Genomic DNA, 19,481 nt, shown 5'->3' on the forward strand with positions numbered 1-19,481 from the left:
ACACACTCCGTCACGATTCCCGAATACCCCCGCCCCCTCCCCACCGCCGGCGAGAAACCGCATTGCGAGGGCCCATACGCCTCCGTTCCCGCCCCGTCACGCACCCCGGGTATACTGGCCCGCTTCTGTGCCACGTAAGTGACCGAATGAACCCGAATTTCCTCGATTTCGAACAACCGATTGCCGAGCTGGAGGCCAAGATCGAGGAGCTGCGGCATGCCAGCTCTGGCCAGGCGTTCAACATCGACGAGGAAGTCGTCCGGCTGCGCGAGAAGCTCAAGGTGAAGACGGCGGATATCTTCCGCACGCTTACACCTTGGCAAGTCACCCAGCTGTCGCGTCACCCTGCACGGCCTTACACGCTCGATTACATCGGCGTGATGTGCGAGGAATTTCACGAACTGGCTGGTGATCGTGCGTATGCCGACGACGCCGCCATCGTGGGCGGCATCGGCCGCATCAATGGGCGTTCGGTCGTCATCATTGGCCATCAGAAGGCGCGCGATACCAAAGGCAAGGTACGCCGCAACTTCGGCATGCCGCGACCAGAGGGCTATCGCAAAGCGCTGCGGCTGATGAAGCTCGCCGAACGTTTCAAACTTCCATTGCTCACGCTCATCGATACGCCAGGTGCGTATCCCGGTGTCGGTGCGGAGGAGCGAGGCCAAAGCGAAGCCATCGCACGCAACCTGCTGGAAATGGCCGAATTGAAAGTGCCGATCATTTGCACGGTGATCGGCGAAGGCGGCTCCGGCGGCGCGCTGGCGATCGGCGTAGGCGACCGCACGATCATGCTGCAGTACTCCACCTATTCCGTGATTTCACCGGAAGGTTGCGCATCGATCCTGTGGAAGAGCGCGGAAAAGGCCAAGGATGCCGCAGAGGCGCTGGGTCTGATCGCTCCACGCTTGCTGGAGCTGGGCCTGATCGACAAAGTCGTGCGCGAGCCTTTGGGTGGCGCCCACCGCAATCCGCACTCGATGGCAGTGCGCCTGAAGGCCGTACTGCTCAACGAGCTGGACAAGCTCGAAGCCATTCCGACCCCCGAACTGCTGGAGCAGCGTTATCGCCGCCTGCGCAGTTACGGCGCATATACCGAGTAAGTGGCAGTGCCATGGCGGGTGTGCAGGGCATAGATCACGTCAACCTCAGCGCACCCGCCGAGCTGCTTGAACGGGTGCGCCACTTCTACGTGGACATCATCGGCCTGCACGAGGGGCCGCGCCCCACGTTTCGCTCCGGTTCGCGCGGCTACTGGCTTTATGCGGGCGCCGAGCCGGTCATGCATCTGACATCACGCGGCGGCGGTCAGGCATCTGCGCAAGCCACCGGCTGGCTGGATCACGTCGCCTTTGCCTGCGTCGGCCTTCCAGCCATGCGCGCGAAGCTCGATGCAGCCGGCGTTCCCTATCGCATCGATGTGGTGGACATGCCACCGCAGGTACAAGTATTCCTCACCGATCCGGCCGGAGTCGGGGTGGAATTGAATTTCCGCAGCTAACGAAGCTTTCGTCAGGAATAGCTGGCAGCCTCCCGGTTTTTGCTGAAGAATCGCCGGACATCTCCGTCACGTGATTCTTCCATGCAGGCTCACTCCTTTTTGCGCTGCGCACTCATCGGCGCAGCGTTGATCTGTGCGACCCATGTTTCGGCGCAAGCCGTGCCAAAGCTTGCCGACGCCGCCGAGACACAGACTGCCAAGGCTTTCGAGACAGCCCGCCAGCAAGGCCCGCTCGCCTTGCATGCTTTTCTAGCCAGCATGCCCAAAGGTGGCGATCTGCATAACCATCTCAGCGGCGCGGTGTATGCCGAGTCGTGGATCGCCCAGGCGGCCGCCGATGGTTTGTGTGTGGATGTCACCACGTTGAGTCTGATCGACAAGCACGATGCCAGCAGCCCGAATTGCGGAACCGGCCAACGCCCCGCTGCTGATGCACTAAGCGACCAGCACTTCTACGACACGCTCGTAGATGTCTTCTCCATGCGTAGCTTCGTGCCTGCCAACGGCCACTCGGGCCACGATCAATTCTTCGACACCTTCGGCCGTTTCCAGGCCGTTACGCCACAGCAACACATGGGCGATTGGCTCAACGAAGTAAGCACGCGTGCCGCCACGCGGAACGAGCAATACCTGGAATTGATGGTGACGCCACCGTTTGCACACGCCAAGGAACTCGCTCGCACACTGGGTTGGCAAGCTGATTTCGATGCCGTGCGCAAACAACTGCTGGCGCACGGGCTGAAGGATGAAATGGCCGTCGACGAGCAACTGCTCACCCAGGCGCTGGCCGAACGCAAGCGCCTGCAGCATTGCGACAGCGCTCAAGCCGACGTTGGATGCGCGGTGCAGATCCGCTTTCTATATCAGGTGCTGCGCGGCGCGGCGCCTGAGCGTGTATTTGCGCAAACCTTGCTTGGCTTCGAACTGGCTTCGGCGGATCCGCGCTGGGTCGGCATCAACTTCGTGATGCCCGAGGACGGTTATCTGTCGATGCGCGATTACAGCTTGCAGATGCACATGCTCGACTATCTGCATCGCCTGTATCCCACGGTGCACATCAGCCTGCATGCCGGGGAATTGGCGCCCGGCCTGGTGACGCCGGATGGCCTGCGCTTCCATATCCGGGAAGCCATTGAACTGGGTCATGCCGAGCGCATCGGTCACGGCGTCGATGTAATGTACGAAGATCATCCCGAAGCATTGCTCGATGAGATGGCCAAACATCACGTGATGGTGGAGATCAACCTCACCAGCAACGACGTGATCCTCGGTGTGCGCGGCGCCGATCATCCTCTGCCGATGTACCTCAAACACAACGTGCCGGTGGCGCTATCCACGGACGACGAAGGCGTATCACGCATCGATCTCACGCACGAATACGTGCGCGCTGCCGAAGACTTCGGGCTCGATTACCCCATGCTGAAACAGCTGGCGCGCAACAGCCTCACGTACAGTTTTCTCCCTGGCGAAAGCCTGTGGGTGTCCGACGCTTGCCAGGGCCAGATGCTTGGCAGCAACCACCCAGGCGCCCGTTGCCAACGGTTCCTTGCAGGCAGCGAGAAAGCTGCCGCGCAGTGGGAATTGGAACATCGCTTGCACGCCTTCGAAGATGCACACTGAGCATGGCGGATTAGCGCTACCATCCCGCTAATGCCACCGGGAGTCGCCAGCATGGCCAACGAGCAAACCACCAAGCTCGCCGTCCTGATCGATGCCGACAACACGCAACCGTCGATCGCCGACGGCCTGCTGGCTGAAGTGGCCAAGTACGGCACCGCCCACGTCAAGCGTGCTTACGGTGACTGGACAGGCACTCAGCTGAAGAGCTGGAAAGAACAACTGCTCACGCAGTCGATCCAGCCGATCCAGCAATTCAGTTACACAAGCGGCAAGAACGCCACCGACTCGGCCATGATCATCGATGCGATGGACCTGCTCTATTCCGGCCGCTTCGATGGTTTCTGCATCGTTTCCAGCGATAGCGATTTCACTCGACTGGCTGCACGCATTCGCGAATCCGGCCTGATCGTGTATGGCTTCGGCGAACGCAAAACGCCAGAACCCTTCGTCGCTGCCTGCGACAAATTCATCTACACCGAAATCCTTGCTGGGAAACCCGACGAAGAGCAGCCGCTCAAACCACGTCCACCGGCACAATTGAAAAAGGACGGCGGCCTGATCAATCTGCTACGCAACGCCATCGACGCCGCATCCGACGACGAAGGCTGGGCGGGGTTGGGTGGCGTGGGCTCGATCATCACCAAGCAGCGTCCGAACTTCGATTCGCGCAGCTATGGCTACGGCAAGCTGAGTGATCTCATCGCTGCGATCGATCTTTTTGAACTAGACCGACGCAGCCCCGGCGAGGGTCGTCCCAAGGCGATCTACGTTCGCAACAAGAAGAAACCGGTGGCGCGTGGCTGAAGCATCCCTATCTGGTGTTCTGCAGCAGGCGCTGTGCACGCATCGGGAAGGATCGCTCTGCGTCGCCTACAGCGGCGGCCCGGATTCAAGCGCGCTGCTGCATGCCCTGGCACACATGCCTGAAGCACGCGCACGCGGCTTGCGCGCATTACACGTAGATCATGGCCTGCACGCGGAAAGCGCACGCTGGGCCGCGCATTGCCGCGCTTTCTGTGCAGCGCTGGGATTGCCTTGCGACGTGCACGTCGTCAAGGTGGACCGCTCCAGCGGCATCGGTCTGGAAGCAGCCGCACGACATGCTCGCTACGCGGTTTTTGCCGAATATCTTCACGAGAACGAGCGACTGGTCTTCGGCCATCATCTGGATGACCAAGTGGAAACCGTGTTGCTGAAACTGTTGCGCGGCGCCGGCCCTGAAGGGCTCGGTGGCATGCGTGCGGAACGTCCACTCGGCCACGGCGCGGTTTGGCGACCGCTACTTGAAGTGCCGCGACAGGTGTTGCGCGATTACGTCCAGACGCATGACTTGCCTTGCATCCACGATCCGTCCAACGATGATCGCCAGCTCGCACGCAACCACTTGCGTCACGAAGTCATTCCGCTGCTGAGAACGCACTGGCCGCAGGCAGCGATCTCCGTCGCGCATAGCGCCAAGTTGTGCCGCACTGCTGCGGACGAGCTGCAGAACGAATGGCTCGCCGCGCTAGAAACGCTACGCGACGACGTCACAAACAGCCTGGATGCTCGTGGCTGGCTGGCATTGCCCCCTGCTTTGCGCGACCCACTGCTAGCGCATTGGTTGCACTCGCAGGGATTGACCGCGCCAACCACGGGGCAGCGTCAACAGATCGAACGTCAATGCACGGCGCAAGATGGGCAGCTACCGTGCATCCAATGGCCCGGTGCTGAAGTGCATGTGTGGAAAAACCGGTTGTGGGCGATGGCGCCGCGCAACTCCGTGCCACCACCTGCGAATTTATCTTGGCAAGGCGAACGACTGCCGTTACCCGATGGCGGCTCGCTGAGCCTGACGCATACAGCACAGCTTCCGGTATTGCTCGACGTGCGCTGGCGCAGCGGCGGCGAGCGAATCAAACCCATTGGCCACCGTCACACTCGGGATCTTCGCTCGCTGTTTCAGACCGGTGCGATTCCACCGTGGCAACGCGATGTTTGTCCGCTGCTCTATGAGGGCGACGAGCTGATTGCAGTTGCCGATCGCTGGTTGAGCGAACGTGCCGCGGAAATTTTCCGCGGAGCCGGCGCTCAACCGCGATGGCAACCTGGGCGCTAGCGCCTCACGACTCCTGCGTTGCCCCACTTCCCTGCTGGGGCGCCTGCGCAACGGCCGCACCCGCCACCCTGCGGTTCACGAAATACATCAATACGAACGACAGCAACGTGGTGCACACAATAACGTCACCCAGCACTTCGAAATGCAGCAACCGGCTATCTGCCGCCTGCACCACAACCAGGCCACCAAGCATCGCCGCGAGGCCGCCAGACATCTGCTGCAGCGAAGAACTGATCGACATATACGCGCCGCGATCGGCAGGTTTCGGCAACGCGGACATCAGCGCCGACGACGAAATCATGCGCGAGAAGATGCCGATCTGCAGCAGCGCGCTGATGGCGATCAACGTCCACAACGCCTCGTTGGACATACGCGTGTAGATCACCACCATGATGACCGTAGCCATGCAGCCGAACGCAAACACGCGGAACTTGCCGAACGCGTCGCTGGCGCGACCGATCAGCGGTCCCATGATCGCCGAGATCACACCCGTCACCAGATACACCACCGTCAACTGATCCACCGAAATGCCGACGTTGTGCACCAGGAACATCGTCGAATACGGCATTAGCAGAAATCCACCCATGGTCAGCATGGCCGTAGTGGCAAAACCGATCAGGTAAGAACGGGTGGTGAGGGTTTGCAGCAAGTGATGCAATGGACTGCGATCCGGATGCAGCGCCAGATGCGCATTCACCGGACGCAGCCGCCCGAAGATCATGCCGCCGACCGCTGCGCACACCGCCACGATCAGAAAGAACGGAGAATTCCATCCCCAATGGGTGGACATCCACAGGCTCAGTGGCAAACCCAGCACCGTGCTGGCCGCGAACGCCGATTGAATGAAACCCATCACGCGCCCGCGCATCGACAGCGGAAACAGATCGGTGACAATTGCCATCGACGCGGCGCCGACGACGCCCGCAAACAGCCCCGTCACCATGCGCGCCAGCAACAGCGTGACGTAGGTATGCGCCAGCCCGCACAACAAGGTGCCGAGCATGAAGCCGCTGTAGAACACCAGCAAAAGCTTCTTTCGGTCGAAGCGGTCGGCAAAGCCGGCTGCGAGAATGCCCGACACACCCGCGGCGAACGCGTAAGCCGACACCACATCACCGAATTGCCCAGGCGTGATTTTCAATGCCGGTGTCACCAGCGCGCCCAGCGGCGCCAGCAGCATGAAATCCAGCACGATAGTGAATTGCAGGAAGGCCAGTACGGCCACTACGAATTTCTGATACCCGGAAAAACCCATGCCGCCCGCTTCGGCGGCAGGCGAGGACGCAGTCGTCGTCACAAAAACTCCTATGGCGAGCCTTCCTGGGCTCGCACGGATTTGGGGAGGGTCGCAGGATATATTTTCGATATATCGAAATCAAGCCCTAGGGACCATCACTGCTGACAAATCCGCCACATGCCTCTTAGTCAGCACGCACCCTTGGCGGGGAACACAAACGTCTCGTTGGGTCACGTTGCTTCACTGCGGCGATTGATTCCGTGTTAACGCTGCGCTAGCGTTGCCCGCCATGGCCAAGCCCACTCCCGCCCCCGCTGAAACCACCCCGGTTGCCGACTTCGAGCATTCGCTCGACGAACTGGAACAGCTTGTGGCCCGCATGGAAGGAGGCGACATGAGCCTGGACGAATCGCTCAGCGCCTTCGAGCGCGGCATTGGCCTTTATCGCCACTGCCAGCAAGCCCTCGATCAGGCCGAGTTGCGCGTGCGCCTGCTGCTCGATCCGGATGCGCCGGATACGGCCGAGCCGTTCGAGCCGGAAGCCTGATTTTTTCTGTCTGGTGGTCTACGTAGGTTGGGGTGCAAACCCCAACATTGCCATGTCAATCAAGATCGCGACGTTGGGGTTTGCACCCCAACCTGCGACCGCGATATTCAGCTTTTTGGCAAGGTTATCCCCTCACCCCAGCCCTCTCCCCGAAGGGGAGAGGGAGTTAACTCGTCACTTGATCAACCGCAACACAAACGGATAACGGTAACGCACGCCTTCGTTCGCCTTCACGCCGGCGATGATCGTCAACACCAACCATCCGATTCCGATGATCACCCACAGCGGAATCGCGATGATGAAGCCGATACCGAAGGTGATCACTGAGAGTATGAGCAGCACCAGGGTAGCGATCGCTACGGAGATGTTGAAGTTCAAAGCTTCTTTAGCCTGATCGGCAACAAAAGGCATGGTGTCTTTCTTCACCAGCCAGATCACGAGCGGGCCGATAAAGCATCCCCAACCGGCGCCGAGCGAAGCCGTAAGCAAGGCGCCCAGCAAAGCTGATAAGTGGCCGAACATAGCCCAAGTGCGCTCTTCGGCAGGAATGTCCCCACCGATGGGCTCGCTCGGTGGAGGCGGTACAACAGACTCGGGCGGAACGCTCATGCGCATCTCCTTTCAAGTCGTGCAAACGCCGGCCCATGCCGGTGAAAAGCATCCTATCAGGGTGCGCAGGAACTTGCCGTTAGGCCGACCTACTCGCCAGCGATAGTCATGCGATCAAGCAGAATCGAACCGGTCAGCAGATGAGACCGTTTATCCACATCGCTGCCGACGGCAACAATGCCTGTAAGCATGTCGCGCAGATTGGCGGCGATGGTGATCTCCTCCACCGGATAGGCGATCTCGCCGTTCTCAACCCAGAAGCCTGCCGCACCGCGCGAGTAATCGCCGGTGATGGTATTTACGCCCTGCCCCATCACTTCAGTCACCAGCAGGCCCGTACCAAGCCGGCGCAACATACCGTTGAAATCGTCTACTGCGCCGCCATCGCCATGCCCCGGCTCAACGACCAGGTTATGGATGCCGCCGGCATTGCCGGTAGATTCCAGCCCCAGCTTGCGCGCGGAATAACTGCCCAGCACATAACGAGCAAGCACACCGTTTTCGATCAGCACGTTGTCACGTGTGGCAACGCCTTCCGCATCGAATGCACCCGAACCTTGTCCGCGCAGCAAATACGGGCGCTCCACGATGTTGAGCCACGCCGGCATGATCTGCTTGCCTGCGTGATCGAGCAGGAAACTCGCACGGCGATAAAGCGCGCCGCCGCTCACTGCGCCCACCATGTGGCCGATCAGGCTGCGCGCGATCTCCGGCGTAAACAACACAGGAGACTGCCGCGTCGAAAGACGCCGCGCACCTACGCGCGTAAGCGTACGTTCGGCGGCTTTATCACCCAGCACCTTCGCGCTCATGAAATCGTCGGCGCTGCGTACGCTGTCGTACCAGTAATCGCGCTGCATGCCGGCCTCGTCGCCGGCAATCAAGGCGAGCGACAGCGAATGACGTGTGCCACGCTCACGTCCCACAAAGCCATGCGAGTTCGCATACACGGACACGCTCTCGCCCATCTGCACGCTGGCACCGTCCGAATTGGTGATGCCGGCGTGGGCGCGTCCAGCCGCTTCGATCTGCTGGCCTAGTTCGATGGCGTCTGCGGTGTCGATCGACCACGGATGCCATAGATCCAGATCAGGAAACTGCTTGGCCATGCGCGCGGCATCGGCCAGCCCGGAGGCCGGATCTTCTTCCGTGTAGCGCGCGATGGCGCAGGCCTGGTCCAGCGTGGCCTGGATGGAATCCGCATTCAGGTCGGCGGTGCTGGCCGAACCCTTGCGCTTGCCGAAGTACACGGTCAGCCCGAAGCCACGGTCACGCGTGTGCTCCACGGTTTCCACCTCGCCCAGGCGCACGTTCACGTTGAGGCCGGTGTCGATGCTGGCCGATACCTCGGCCTGGCCGGCACCCGCGGCGCGGGCGCGGCGGATCACGTCTTCGGCCAGTTCGGCCAGTCGGTCGAGTTCGCGCTGGCTGGTGTCTTGATTGATCGCAACGTCGCTCACGTGGGTTTCCTGCGGGACTGATGGGTACAATAGGCGAAGATGGGGCCGCCCAGACCCGTTGCCAATGTTCGAGCCAGAAAGGTTGCCACAGGAGCGGCCCATGTCCATAGCCACCGGCATCTACCGTCACTACAAAGGCCAGAGTTATCGCGTGATCGGCACCGCCCGGCATAGCGAAACCATGGAAGAGCTGGTCGTCTATCAGGCGCTCTACGGCGATCACGGCCTATGGGTGCGGCCCGCCACCATGTTCGCCGAAACCGTGGAACTGGAAGGCGAGCCGATTCCCCGCTTCGCGTTGATCGAAGCCATGCCGGCCGAGTTTGCCCAAGCTTCCCACCGGAATACGCCGTGAACCGCACTTACACCGACGATCCCGAACACGATTACGGCCCTACTCGTACGCAGCAACGGCGCGACGCGCTGGCGGTACTGGCATTCGCCTCGCAATTGGTGGAACTGCCGCCATCCAAGCTCGCACGCGCCGATCTGCCGGAAGACGTGCTGCGCGAAATCGACAACCTGCGCCGTATCACTTCACACATCGCTCGCAAACGCCAGCTGGGTTTTCTTGCGAAAGTGATGCGCCGTCACGACGATGAAGTCTTCAGTGGCGCACGCGCTTTGCTCGGCGAGAACCGCGATCAGCAGCGCAAGGAAACGGCCGCCATGCATCGCATGGAAGCACTGCGCGAAAAGTTGTTGGAAAGCGATGAAGCCTTGCAGGAATTGATCGATCAACATCCCGCGGTCGATCGCCAGCATCTACGCTCGTTGATTCGTCAGGCGCGGATCGAGCGTGACGGGAACAAACCGCCACGAGCGTATCGAGAGATTTTTCAGTTGCTGAAAGGCTTGGCCGAAGACACGCCGTAACCGTGCAATCTCTTGGTCATCACGGGTCCGGCGTTCCATGCGCCCAAGCATCCGCGCAAAGAAAAACAAGGCAGCGTCGACATGACGCCGCCGTTGCATGATGGTCATCAGAAACTAGGGACAGGTGTGCAATTGCATTCCCCAGCACTCTGCCCCTTTACGAAAATTATGACGCAGTACCACCCACCGTCATGCTTTCTACGCGCAGTGTCGGTTGACCCACGCCCACCGGCACGCTCTGACCATCCTTGCCGCATACGCCAATGCCTTCGTCGAGCGCAAGATCGTTGCCGATCATCGACACGCGCGTGAGTACGTCCGGGCCACTACCGATCAGGGTGGCACCCTTTACTGGCGTGGTGACTTTGCCGTCCTCGATCAGATAAGCCTCGCTGGCCGAGAACACGAACTTGCCGTTAGTGATGTCCACCTGGCCACCGCCGAAGTTCACGGCGTATAAGCCCTTCTTCACCGAACGGATGATTTCCTGCGGATCATGCTGGCCGGCGAGCATGTAGGTGTTGGTCATGCGCGGCATCGGCAACTGTGCGAAGGATTCACGGCGACCGTTGCCGGTGGGTGCCATGCCCATGAGGCGCGCATTGAGCTTGTCCTGCATGTAGCCCTTGAGGATGCCGTCCTCGATCAGCGTGGTGCACGAGGTCGGCGTGCCTTCGTCGTCGACGCTCAGCGAGCCGCGGCGGCCTGGCAGCGTGCCATCGTCCACTACGGTGACACCCGGCGCTGCGACACGCTGGCCGATGCGGCCGGCAAAGGCAGAGCTGCCCTTGCGGTTGAAGTCACCTTCCAGGCCATGGCCAATCGCTTCGTGCAGCAACACGCCAGGCCAGCCGGGGCCGAGCACCACGGTCATGGTGCCTGCGGGTGCCTCCACGGCATCCAGATTCACCAACGCCTGGCGCACCGCCTCTTCCGCGAAAGCATGGGCGCGGCCATTTTCAAGCAGCTCACGATAACCATAACGGCCACCACCGCCCGCATAACCTTGCTCGCGACGCCCGTTCTGTTCGGCGATCACCTGGACAGAGAGACGCACCAGCGGGCGTACGTCCGCGGCCAGCGTGCCGTCGGAGCCGGCGACAAGCACGGTGTCCAGGGTGGCGTTCAAGCTCACGATCACCTGCTTCACGCGCGGATCGCGCGAGCGTGCATACGCATCCACTTCGCGCAACACGGCGATCTTTTCGGGATTGGGCAGACTCTCGACTGGATCGATGGCCGGATAGAGCGACTTCACCCCATGCACCGCCAGCGGCTTGCCCGCACCATTGCCGCCTTGCGCGATGGCGCGCGCAGCCTTCGAAGCCTCCAGCAGCTGCGGCAACACGATCTCGTCGGAATAGGCAAAGCCGGTCTTCTCGCCGCTGATCGCACGCACGCCCACACCCTGCTCGATCGAGTGACTGCCGTCCTTGACGATGCCCTCTTCCAGCACCCAGGACTCGCTGCGCGAATGCTGGAAATACAGGTCGGCCGCGTCGATGGATGGCCCCATCAGCTGGGTGAACACGCGCTCGAGGTCGCCGGTGGCAAGCCCGCCAGGGGTGAGCAGGCGGTTTTCGGCCTGGGCGATAAGAGAATTCATGGATGGTGGCCCGCTTGAATGGATCGGTCAGGTCAATCTGGGGTTGAGTCGGTCAGTTTAAAACCCATGCGGCACACGGTCGATGAGAGGGATACTCTGATCAATTCCACGCGGGCGGCATGATGTCCAGAAGGCCCGCAGGGTGTGTTGCGCGACGCAGGGAAGACTGGCTGTCTTTTCAAGTCGCGCGGCGCAGTCTGCGGGCCTTCTGGACATCACCCTTCGGGCCGCTCCTGTCTGTCCGCATCTCTTCGGTCCATCGTCTTGGCAGACGGCCAGTCTGCCTTCGCCGATAGCCCTATGATCTGCGAACAGACAGGAGCGGTGACGCTCACGTGGAACTGATCAGAGCATCCCCCTAGCATGACAATCCAACGAGTCGCCCATCCACCGTATGTGAAGGAACACCATGACCGACACCTCCAAGCCGGATCTGCTGGAAAAGCTCATCGACCGCACACTCAAGACACCGGTCGAAGAAACCCGCGAACTGTTGCGCAGCGACGGCCAACTGAAGCCTGGACAAGGCACCGTCAGCAGCGTCATCGCCCTGTCACTTGGCATTCTGTGCCTGCTCGCGGTGCTGGCCTTCCACTTTCCGCAATACCTGACCACGCCGGACCTGCGGCACAAATATTCGGTCGATGTATTGCGCCAGTTGCTGCTGGCGGGGCTGCTGGTTGCAGGCGGCTTGTCGTTGGCCAACGTGATACTCGGCCGGCGTCGCCAGATCAGCATCGTGGCGTTTGGCTTCGTGCTGCTCGCCACCGCACTAGGTGGATCGCGCGTACCGGTCGGCAATTTTCCCGATCACACACCCTACATTGGGTTGGACTGGTTCATTCTGGACCTGCTCGGCTCAACCCTGATTTTCGTGGTAATCGAAAAGCTGTTCCCGCTGTACAAAGGACAAGCCGTATTCCGCAAGGAATGGCAGACGGACATGAAACACTTCGCGGTGAATCATTTCATTGTCGGCCTGGCTCTGCTGACCGTGAATTTTCTGCTGCACCATCTGTTCGGTGCGCTGCTCAACAATCCGTTTCAACTGTACGTGAAGCATGTGCCGTTCTTACCACAGTTGCTGTTGTGCATTCTGGTAGCTGATCTGGCGCAATACTGGACGCATCGCGCATACCACGAAGTACCGTTCCTGTGGCGATTCCACGCTGTGCATCACAGCGTGAAAACCATGGACTGGCTGGCCGGCTCGCGCCAACACATGCTCGAGCTGATCGCCACGCGCGTTTGCGTGTTGGCGCCGCTGTATGTGCTCGGTTTCAGCGAAGGCGTGATGAACGCATACATCATCGTGGTCGGCTTCCAGGCGGTGTTCAATCACGCCAACGTGCATTTGCCGTGGGGACCGTTGAAGTACCTGGTGGTGACGCCCGATTTCCATCACTGGCATCACGCTTCCGACGATGAGGCCATCGACCGCAATTACGCCGCTCATTACGCCTTTCTCGATTACCTGTTCGGCACCGCCGTTACATCGAAGAAGAAGTTTCCCGAAAAGTACGGCGTGGTCGGCGACTACATGCCGGACGGCTTCGTCCGGCAACAGTTGTTTCCCTTCCGTGGCAGCACCAAGCCAGCAGCCGGCGAATAGCGCCGTTTAATGTACAACGCTTGAAGCCGGTGCCGGCACCGAAGAAGTCGGCGCCGGTTGCACTGAAGAGGAACTGCTCGCAGGCGTTGAAGATCCTTTCGACGTAATCACCGGTTTATCCCAGCTCCCCGTGATGTGATAACGCTGGGTAGCCGCGTGATTGAGACCCTTGCCCAACACGGTCTGCACTGCCAAACCCGCCGCTGCGCCAATCGGCCCGCCGACCACTGCGCCCACTACTGGCAGGCTGTTGCCGATGTGCGGAATGACAACCATCTGCTGGTCGTAATCCTTGTTGCGCAAACCGGTACGGCCCTTGACGCTGATTTCCGCGGCCGGACCGTGAACTTTCAGATTGTCGGTATAAGCGTTGCCGCCGGTCAGCTTGAAATCGCCCTTGATCGAATCGAAGCCGAAGCCCTTGCCGAACACATCGTTGAAGTCGAACGACAAGCGGCGCGGCAAATCGGCAATGGATGCAAGTCCGAACAAACGCCCGACACCCGGCGATGCCTTGGGAATACTGCCGTTGCTGACGTCCACGCCGAGCGTGCCTTCCATATTGCCCAGTTCGAACGCCCATGGTCCGCCCGGCCAAATGGCATTGAGCTGCACATGGGTTTTACCGCCATTGAAAACGCCCGCATAACCAAACGCGGTAAGCATGTCGCCCAGATTGTTCGCGCTGAAATCCACACGTAGGCGCGTGTTGCTATGGGTGGGCGTACCGTTCCAATCGCCGCTGCCGCCGATCTGCACACTATGCGATTGCGTAGAAAGCTGATCGATATGCATACCGTCGGCGGTAGGCCAGGTTTCCAGGCGCGCCTCGCCGAGCTTGGTTTCCTCCACGCGCAAATCGTGCGCCCAAAAATGCAGCGGTGGAATCGTGCGCGGGTCGATCCCCGTGTTGGCCGGGTCGGTAACGGGAATCGGAACGGGAGCTTCACCGGGTGTCTTACCCGGGACGATCGGCTGCTTGGGCCAGTACATGCGCTGCAGGCGTGCCGTAATGCCGCGCTTGTTCAGATCCACCGTGGGTACGCTGAAGTGACCGGATGCCGAGGTGCTGTCCACGTCGAGCTCCAGCGTGTCGGCTTGCGGTGCGGCCGTCACATGCATCTGTGCAAAATCGCGGCCGAACACTTCGGCGTGTTCGGTGGTGACGTCGATCGTTTCCAGACTCAAGCCATTGCCGCTGTTGTTGCCGGCGATGGAGTGCTTCACCCATCCCGTTACATCCAGCTGCGGGGCATCGCCACGAATGCGCATACCCTTCGCTGGAAGGCTGCCGGGCATCTGATCACCGAAAGCGAATGTTGCGGCAAGCGGTGATGATTCGCCATTAGGTAGACGCAAGCGACCACGCACGACCGAACCTATCGACAACTGCATCTCTGTGCCCGCCGTCGGCAAACCGAGCGATACGTGCAACGGCAAGGTATCGTCGGCTGCCTTGTTCAACGGCACCGGGAAATTCAACACAACGCCGGATAGCGGCGAATCGATGCTGAGTGTTTGGGCGTCCGGATTACCCTCGCCGACACGCGCAATCTGATAGCCGATACTGAATTGGCTGCGTCCGCTGGCTACCTCGCCCAACCAGTTCAATTGCGGATAGCCCTGCAACAACTCCTGCACGGTGTAGCTGCCGTCGAGCTTAGCCTTGATCACTACATTCGGATCGCCGGTGGCACCGGCAATCGCCAAATCCACCTGCGAGGGCTCACCATGGAATCCACCCTGCAGCGTACCTGCATGGAAGCCATGGGCATCGAACGTTGCCGGGCCGTTGAGCTTGTCGAGCTGCAAGTGAGACTCTTCCATGTCGAGATCGACATCCTTCAGCTGCGCGGTGCCGTTGAGAAGGAAATCGTGCTGCATGTTCTTCATTGGCAACGACAGATGGAAATCGAAATTGCCGGTGCCGCCCAGCTTCAATTTGGCGAGCGCATCCGCATGCTTGTTGCCGATCGGGCTATTGGCGACGAAGTTGAGCAAATCCGACGCGTTACCCTCGCCGCTTACGTTGAGATCGAGCGTGGTGTGCGCCAGCTCCGGAATCACCGCTACCGCGCGATTCACCTTCACGCCAAGCGTTTCACCACTGCTCGCCTCCACCACCATGCCCATGTCGATGAAGTTGGCGACGGCTTGCACGTGCTCGGCCACCGGCCAGCTCTTGCCGTAACTCAACGTGAGATCGTTGATGTTGGTGTGTGCTTCGAAGCGACCTTCGTTGTGATGGAACGGCCAGTTGGCCAGGCTGCCGCGCACCAGTACCGCCGTATCGTCGATATGACCCGTGACGAATGCCTGATCCAGCCAATCGACGGCATGGGGGTTTAGTGAATCGATGGGCCAGAAAAGCTTGGCTGCGGCGGAGTCCGCATGCGGCAGCGCGAGATACAGATCGAGGAATGGGCGCCCGCCATCACGCGGCAAAGCGATCTCGCCCTGCGCATTGCCACCGTAGCCTTCGCCTTCGAAATCAAGGTTTGCCAGACCGATGTGGGTAGCGTCGCCGTCACGCCATGCGGCGATATTCCCCGCCAGTTGGCTCATCACGAACGGCTTGCGGAAGGTATGTGGAAAGTTGAGCGTAGCGGCTTGCTGCGGTAGCTCTAACGATACGGCTTCTGCATCGCCGCGCACCTGACCGTGCAGATGATCTATCCCCGGCAACTTGTCCACCGCCGTGATGCCAACGTTATCGAACGTGCCATCCAGCGTTTGCAGCCCCGCCGTGGCGCTCCAATGAAAGACGGCGCGTTCAATCAGGCCATGTGGCTGGCCTGCGCCCAACCACTGCGCCAGACCCGGCGAAAGCCCAGGCTTCAACGCCAACCATGGCATCAGCGGCGCAAGCTGCAGACGGCTTGCCACGGCACTGATCACCGATTGCGGCGTGCCGAAGTGATCGACATCCACACGCAACGCGCCGCCGTCGTTATCGGCCCAGCGCACGGAGTAGCCGCCATTGCGGCGGCTGAGTTCCGCCAACCCATTCAATTGCGCGATGTTCGCCTTGATACCGGTCGGATTGGTGACGACAAGATTGTGCACATTGAGCTGGAACAGATCGCGCACGATTTGACTGTCGCGCCAATCCATCCACACGGTGATGTCGCCCTGCCCGCTGTCGATGGTATAGCCACCCATGTCGAAGCCGGCTACCAAACCGTGCAGATCGGCGTTGTTCGCTATCGCCCAAATGCGACCGCTGGAGCCGTCGTCACGGAAGCGACCGGCCGCCTGCAGCACGCCGGTCGCGCCGAGTCGATGCACGCGCGCGCCCACGTGAATATGACCACCTTGATGCGTCACGCGCAGCTGATCAGCCAGCAACGTGTAGCGCTCATTGATGAGCTGGTCGTCAATATTTACGCGCAGGTTGTCCAGCCACAGTTCGACGGATAGACGGCCAAACGAAATATTCTGCCGTTCGGTGCCGCCGGCCTTGCCGATGCCGTTCATGTGCCAGCGGCCGTCTGTATCGCGCGTGATTTCCAGCTCTAGGTCGCTGGCCTGCAGATTCAACAGATGCCGCGAAGGCAGCAGCCAGCCACCAAAATCCAGCTTCAGGTCTGCTTCCGGCACATGCAACGGAGTACTGCCCGCCTCACCCGGGCCGAACGTGACGTTGCGCATGATGAAGCGCGGGCCGGACGGCTCCCAGCGCCCTTCCAACGAAGCGAAGCTCACCGGACGCTGCAACTTGGCGCTGAGTTCCTGCGCCACCCATTGCGGATGCTTCGCCAGCAGGGGAAGCAACACCTGCGCCAGTGCCGCGGTAAGGGCGAACGCGATCAGCGCCACGCCTACCGCCCAGCCGAGCGCACGTGTTACGCGGTGCGTCCATGTTTTCCACCACACGCTCACTGGGCGACCGACCTAAAGCAAAACCACATCGAACTGTTCCTGCGAGTAATGCTCCTCCGCCTGGAAGCGTATGCTCTTGGAAATGAATTCTTCCAATTCGGCGACCGCGGCGGACTCTTCTTCGAGAATGCGGCCTACCACTTTGGGGCTCGCCATCACCAAAAGTTTCTGGGCGTTGAACTGCCGCACGGCGCGGGTGATCTCGCGGAAAATTTCGTAGGTAACCGTCTCGGCCGTCTTGACCGCGCCGCGGCCCATGCACGCGGGGCACGGTTCACACAGCTGGCGCTCCAGGCTTTCGGTGGTGCGCTTGCGCGTCATTTCCACCAGGCCCAGCGGCGACATCGGATAGACCGTGGTCTTGGCGTGGTCGCGCGCAAGCCCTTTCTCAAGCATGCGGATGACCTGACGCTTGTGTTCTTCATCGGTCATGTCGATGAAATCGATGATGATGATGCCGCCAAGGTTGCGCAGGCGCAGCTGGCGCGCAGCCGCCTGCGCGGCTTCCAGGTTGGTGCGATAAACGGTTTCTTCCAGATTGCGCGTACCGAGATAGCCGCCGGTGTTCACGTCGATGGTGGTCATCGCCTCGGTTTGATCGACGATCAGATAGCCACCCGACTTCAGCGGCACTTCCTTGCGCAGCGCGCGCTGGATTTCGTCTTCCACGCCGTACAGATCGAAAATCGGGCGCTCGCCCGCGTAGTGCTCCACGCGATCGTCCAGGTGCGGCATGAACTTGTGCACGAATTTGGCGACCTTCTCGTAGGTTTCGCGCGAATCCACGCGCACCTTTTCGATGTCGTCGTTGAGCAGATCGCGCAATGCGCGCAGCGGCAGTGAAAGTTCTTCGTAGACGCGGTCGCCCACTTTGGCCTTCGCAATATTTTCCTGCACCACGCGCCACACCTTGCCGAGATAGGTGACGTCGAAGGCGAGCGACTCGGCCGACTGCCCCTCGGCATTGGTGCGCACGATGTAGCCGAGGGGGTTCTCACCGATCAGCGGGGTGAGCACTTCCTTTAGGCGCAACCGCTCGTTGTCGTCCTCGATGCGCGTGGAGATACCGAGCGTGCGCGCATGCGGCAGCAGCACCAGGTAGCGGGAGGGAATCGACAGATGGGTGGATAGCCGCGCGCCCTTGGTGCCGATCGGGTCTTTCACCACCTGCACCACGATCTCCTGCCCTTCGTGCACCAGCTCGCTAATCGACGGCATGTGGCCATTGCCGTTGCCATTGCTGGGGCTGATATCCGAGACCTCCGGCAACGGCGGTCGCACGATGTCCGAGGCATGCAAAAAAGCCGCCCGCTCCAAGCCAATGTCGACGAACACCGCCTGCATCCCGGGCATCACGCGCTGGACCCGTCCCTTGTAGACATTGCCGACGTACCCGCGCCGGGACGCCCGCTCGACATGCAGTTCCTGCAGCATGCCGTTCTCCACCACGCCGACCCGGGTCTCGCGCGGGGTCATATTGATCAGGATTTCTTCGCTCACTTAAATTCCCCAAAGCATCCGGGCATTTATAGCCGTTAGCTGAGAGAACTGTCGATGCGCAGCGCACGGCTGCTGCTGTACTGCCGAGTTCGGTAAAGTACCTGGATATGGCCCCTCTCCCTTATGGGGAGAGGGGTTGGGGCGAGGGGCCAACCTCGCCTGATGCCTCTCGCTGCGCTTATCGAACATCAGAGCCGTGCATTGAAGTCATGACAAGGTTATCGGCAAGCCCGTCCCCTCACCCCAACCCTCTCCCCGTAGGGGAGAGGGAGCCGATTACCGGCAATCACATCCTCCCTGATGTCTTGCGCCCTAGCCTACGCTTCGTGTTCTGCGGCACAGCCGCAGGCAAGCGCTCGGCTCAGGAGGGCGCCTATTACGCCCACCCCGGCAACATGTTTTGGCGCGCACTGTTTCAGGCCGGGCTGACACCGAGGTTGCTGGCTCCACAAGAGTTTTCGCTGTTGCCCGAATTCGGTATCGGCCTGACCGATCTGGCCAAGCGCCACATCGGCAATGACGACGAATTGCCCAAGGATGCGTTCGACGTTCCCGGGCTTTTATCCAAGATCGAACGCTATGCGCCAGCCATGTTGGCCTTCACCAGCAAGCATGCGGCTCGCACGGTGCTTGGCGCCCATGCGAGCTATGGATTGCAGGATCGTGCATTCGGTTCGACCAAAGTGTTCGTGCTGCCCTCGCCTTCAGGCCAGGCACGCGGGCATTGGGATCTGACGCACTGGATTGCACTCGCTGCACATGCCGCGAGCACATTTGAACCACAACAGTGACGGTCTTAGGTTGGAGCGCAAACCTACGCAACCATCCTCGATAGAAAGAAATTGCGCGAAGAGGAACACGGGCATGCATTGCCTCCGGCACATGCTTGCCGTCCCGAAAATTGTCTAGGCTACTAACTTCCCGGCAACCTCC

General features: G+C 60.6%; 16 protein-coding genes. 10 read left to right on the forward strand and 6 right to left on the reverse strand.

The genetic code is table 11. The features are described 5' to 3' along the window. Positions 1-146: 146 nt before the first annotated feature. The 5 genes from QQJ86_RS05385 (at position 147) to tilS (ending at position 5,219) form a co-directional block, all read left to right on the forward strand. Positions 147-1,103: an acetyl-CoA carboxylase carboxyltransferase subunit alpha gene (locus tag QQJ86_RS05385; protein WP_284319899.1), complete on the forward strand. Its 957-nt coding sequence runs from the start codon at positions 147-149 to the stop codon at positions 1,101-1,103. An 11-nt stretch (positions 1,104-1,114) separates the two neighbouring features. Next, positions 1,115-1,501: a VOC family protein gene (locus QQJ86_RS05390; RefSeq protein WP_284319900.1), complete on the forward strand. Its 387-nt coding sequence runs from the start codon at positions 1,115-1,117 to the stop codon at positions 1,499-1,501. Between the two features lie 81 nt (positions 1,502-1,582). After that, positions 1,583-3,121, forward strand: coding sequence for an adenosine deaminase family protein (locus tag QQJ86_RS05395; protein WP_284319901.1), 1,539 nt, complete (start codon positions 1,583-1,585; stop codon positions 3,119-3,121). Positions 3,122-3,172: 51 nt separating this feature from the next. Beyond that, positions 3,173-3,925, forward strand: a complete 753-nt coding sequence (locus tag QQJ86_RS05400; protein ID WP_284319902.1) for an NYN domain-containing protein — start codon at positions 3,173-3,175, stop codon at positions 3,923-3,925. Next, positions 3,918-5,219: a tRNA lysidine(34) synthetase TilS gene (tilS, locus tag QQJ86_RS05405; protein ID WP_284319903.1), complete on the forward strand. Its 1,302-nt coding sequence runs from the start codon at positions 3,918-3,920 to the stop codon at positions 5,217-5,219. Before QQJ86_RS05400 ends, tilS begins: the two co-directional genes overlap by 8 nt. Before the next feature lie 4 nt (positions 5,220-5,223). On the opposite strand, the gene QQJ86_RS05410 is transcribed toward tilS, so the two are convergent. After that, a complete protein-coding gene (locus QQJ86_RS05410) occupies positions 5,224-6,516 on the reverse strand; it encodes an MFS transporter (protein WP_284319904.1) in 1,293 nt (430 codons plus the stop codon). Between the two features lie 229 nt (positions 6,517-6,745). Here QQJ86_RS05410 and QQJ86_RS05415 point away from each other — a divergent pair, with 229 nt between their 5' ends. Continuing rightward, a complete protein-coding gene (locus tag QQJ86_RS05415) occupies positions 6,746-7,003 on the forward strand; it encodes an exodeoxyribonuclease VII small subunit (protein ID WP_284319905.1) in 258 nt (85 codons plus the stop codon). A 174-nt stretch (positions 7,004-7,177) separates the two neighbouring features. On the opposite strand, the gene QQJ86_RS05420 is transcribed toward QQJ86_RS05415, so the two are convergent. Together QQJ86_RS05420 and pmbA are read right to left on the reverse strand one after the other, a co-directional pair. Then, complete coding sequence (locus tag QQJ86_RS05420) at positions 7,178-7,612, reverse strand: DUF4870 domain-containing protein (protein ID WP_284319906.1); 435 nt, start codon at positions 7,610-7,612, stop codon at positions 7,178-7,180. 89 nt (positions 7,613-7,701) lie between these two features. Continuing rightward, complete coding sequence (gene pmbA, locus QQJ86_RS05425; protein WP_284319907.1) at positions 7,702-9,072, reverse strand: metalloprotease PmbA; 1,371 nt, start codon at positions 9,070-9,072, stop codon at positions 7,702-7,704. Between the two features lie 100 nt (positions 9,073-9,172). On the opposite strand from pmbA, the gene QQJ86_RS05430 reads away from it, so the two are divergent. Both QQJ86_RS05430 and yjgA read left to right on the forward strand, forming a co-directional pair. Next, complete coding sequence (locus tag QQJ86_RS05430) at positions 9,173-9,427, forward strand: DUF1653 domain-containing protein (protein WP_284319908.1); 255 nt, start codon at positions 9,173-9,175, stop codon at positions 9,425-9,427. Then, entirely contained in the window at positions 9,424-9,948 is a 525-nt protein-coding gene (gene yjgA, locus QQJ86_RS05435; protein WP_284319909.1) for a ribosome biogenesis factor YjgA, read from the forward strand. Before QQJ86_RS05430 ends, yjgA begins: the two co-directional genes overlap by 4 nt. Before the next feature lie 166 nt (positions 9,949-10,114). Here yjgA and tldD read toward each other — a convergent pair whose 3' ends face one another. Next, the gene (tldD, locus tag QQJ86_RS05440) at positions 10,115-11,554 is read right to left on the reverse strand and encodes a metalloprotease TldD (RefSeq protein WP_284319910.1); all 1,440 of its coding nucleotides are present in this window, start codon (positions 11,552-11,554) and stop codon (positions 10,115-10,117) included. Between the two features lie 409 nt (positions 11,555-11,963). On the opposite strand from tldD, the gene QQJ86_RS05445 reads away from it, so the two are divergent. Beyond that, positions 11,964-13,166, forward strand: a complete 1,203-nt coding sequence (locus QQJ86_RS05445) for a sterol desaturase family protein (protein WP_284319911.1) — start codon at positions 11,964-11,966, stop codon at positions 13,164-13,166. A 6-nt stretch (positions 13,167-13,172) separates the two neighbouring features. Here QQJ86_RS05445 and QQJ86_RS05450 read toward each other — a convergent pair whose 3' ends face one another. Both QQJ86_RS05450 and rng read right to left on the reverse strand, forming a co-directional pair. After that, positions 13,173-17,042 (reverse strand): YhdP family protein, encoded by a 3,870-nt coding sequence (locus tag QQJ86_RS05450; protein WP_284319912.1) that lies wholly within the window; start codon positions 17,040-17,042, stop codon positions 13,173-13,175. An 18-nt stretch (positions 17,043-17,060) separates the two neighbouring features. After that, on the reverse strand, positions 17,061-18,548 hold the full coding sequence (rng, locus tag QQJ86_RS05455; RefSeq protein WP_284319913.1) for a ribonuclease G: 1,488 nt from the start codon (positions 18,546-18,548) through the stop codon (positions 17,061-17,063). Positions 18,549-18,853: 305 nt separating this feature from the next. Between rng and QQJ86_RS05460 the strand changes: the two genes are divergently transcribed. After that, a complete protein-coding gene (locus QQJ86_RS05460; protein ID WP_284319914.1) occupies positions 18,854-19,339 on the forward strand; it encodes a mismatch-specific DNA-glycosylase in 486 nt (161 codons plus the stop codon). Positions 19,340-19,481 lie beyond the last annotated feature (142 nt).

The sequence above is a fragment of the Dyella acidisoli genome (assembly GCF_030160295.1).
GTDB lineage: Bacteria > Pseudomonadota > Gammaproteobacteria > Xanthomonadales > Rhodanobacteraceae > Dyella_B > Dyella_B acidisoli.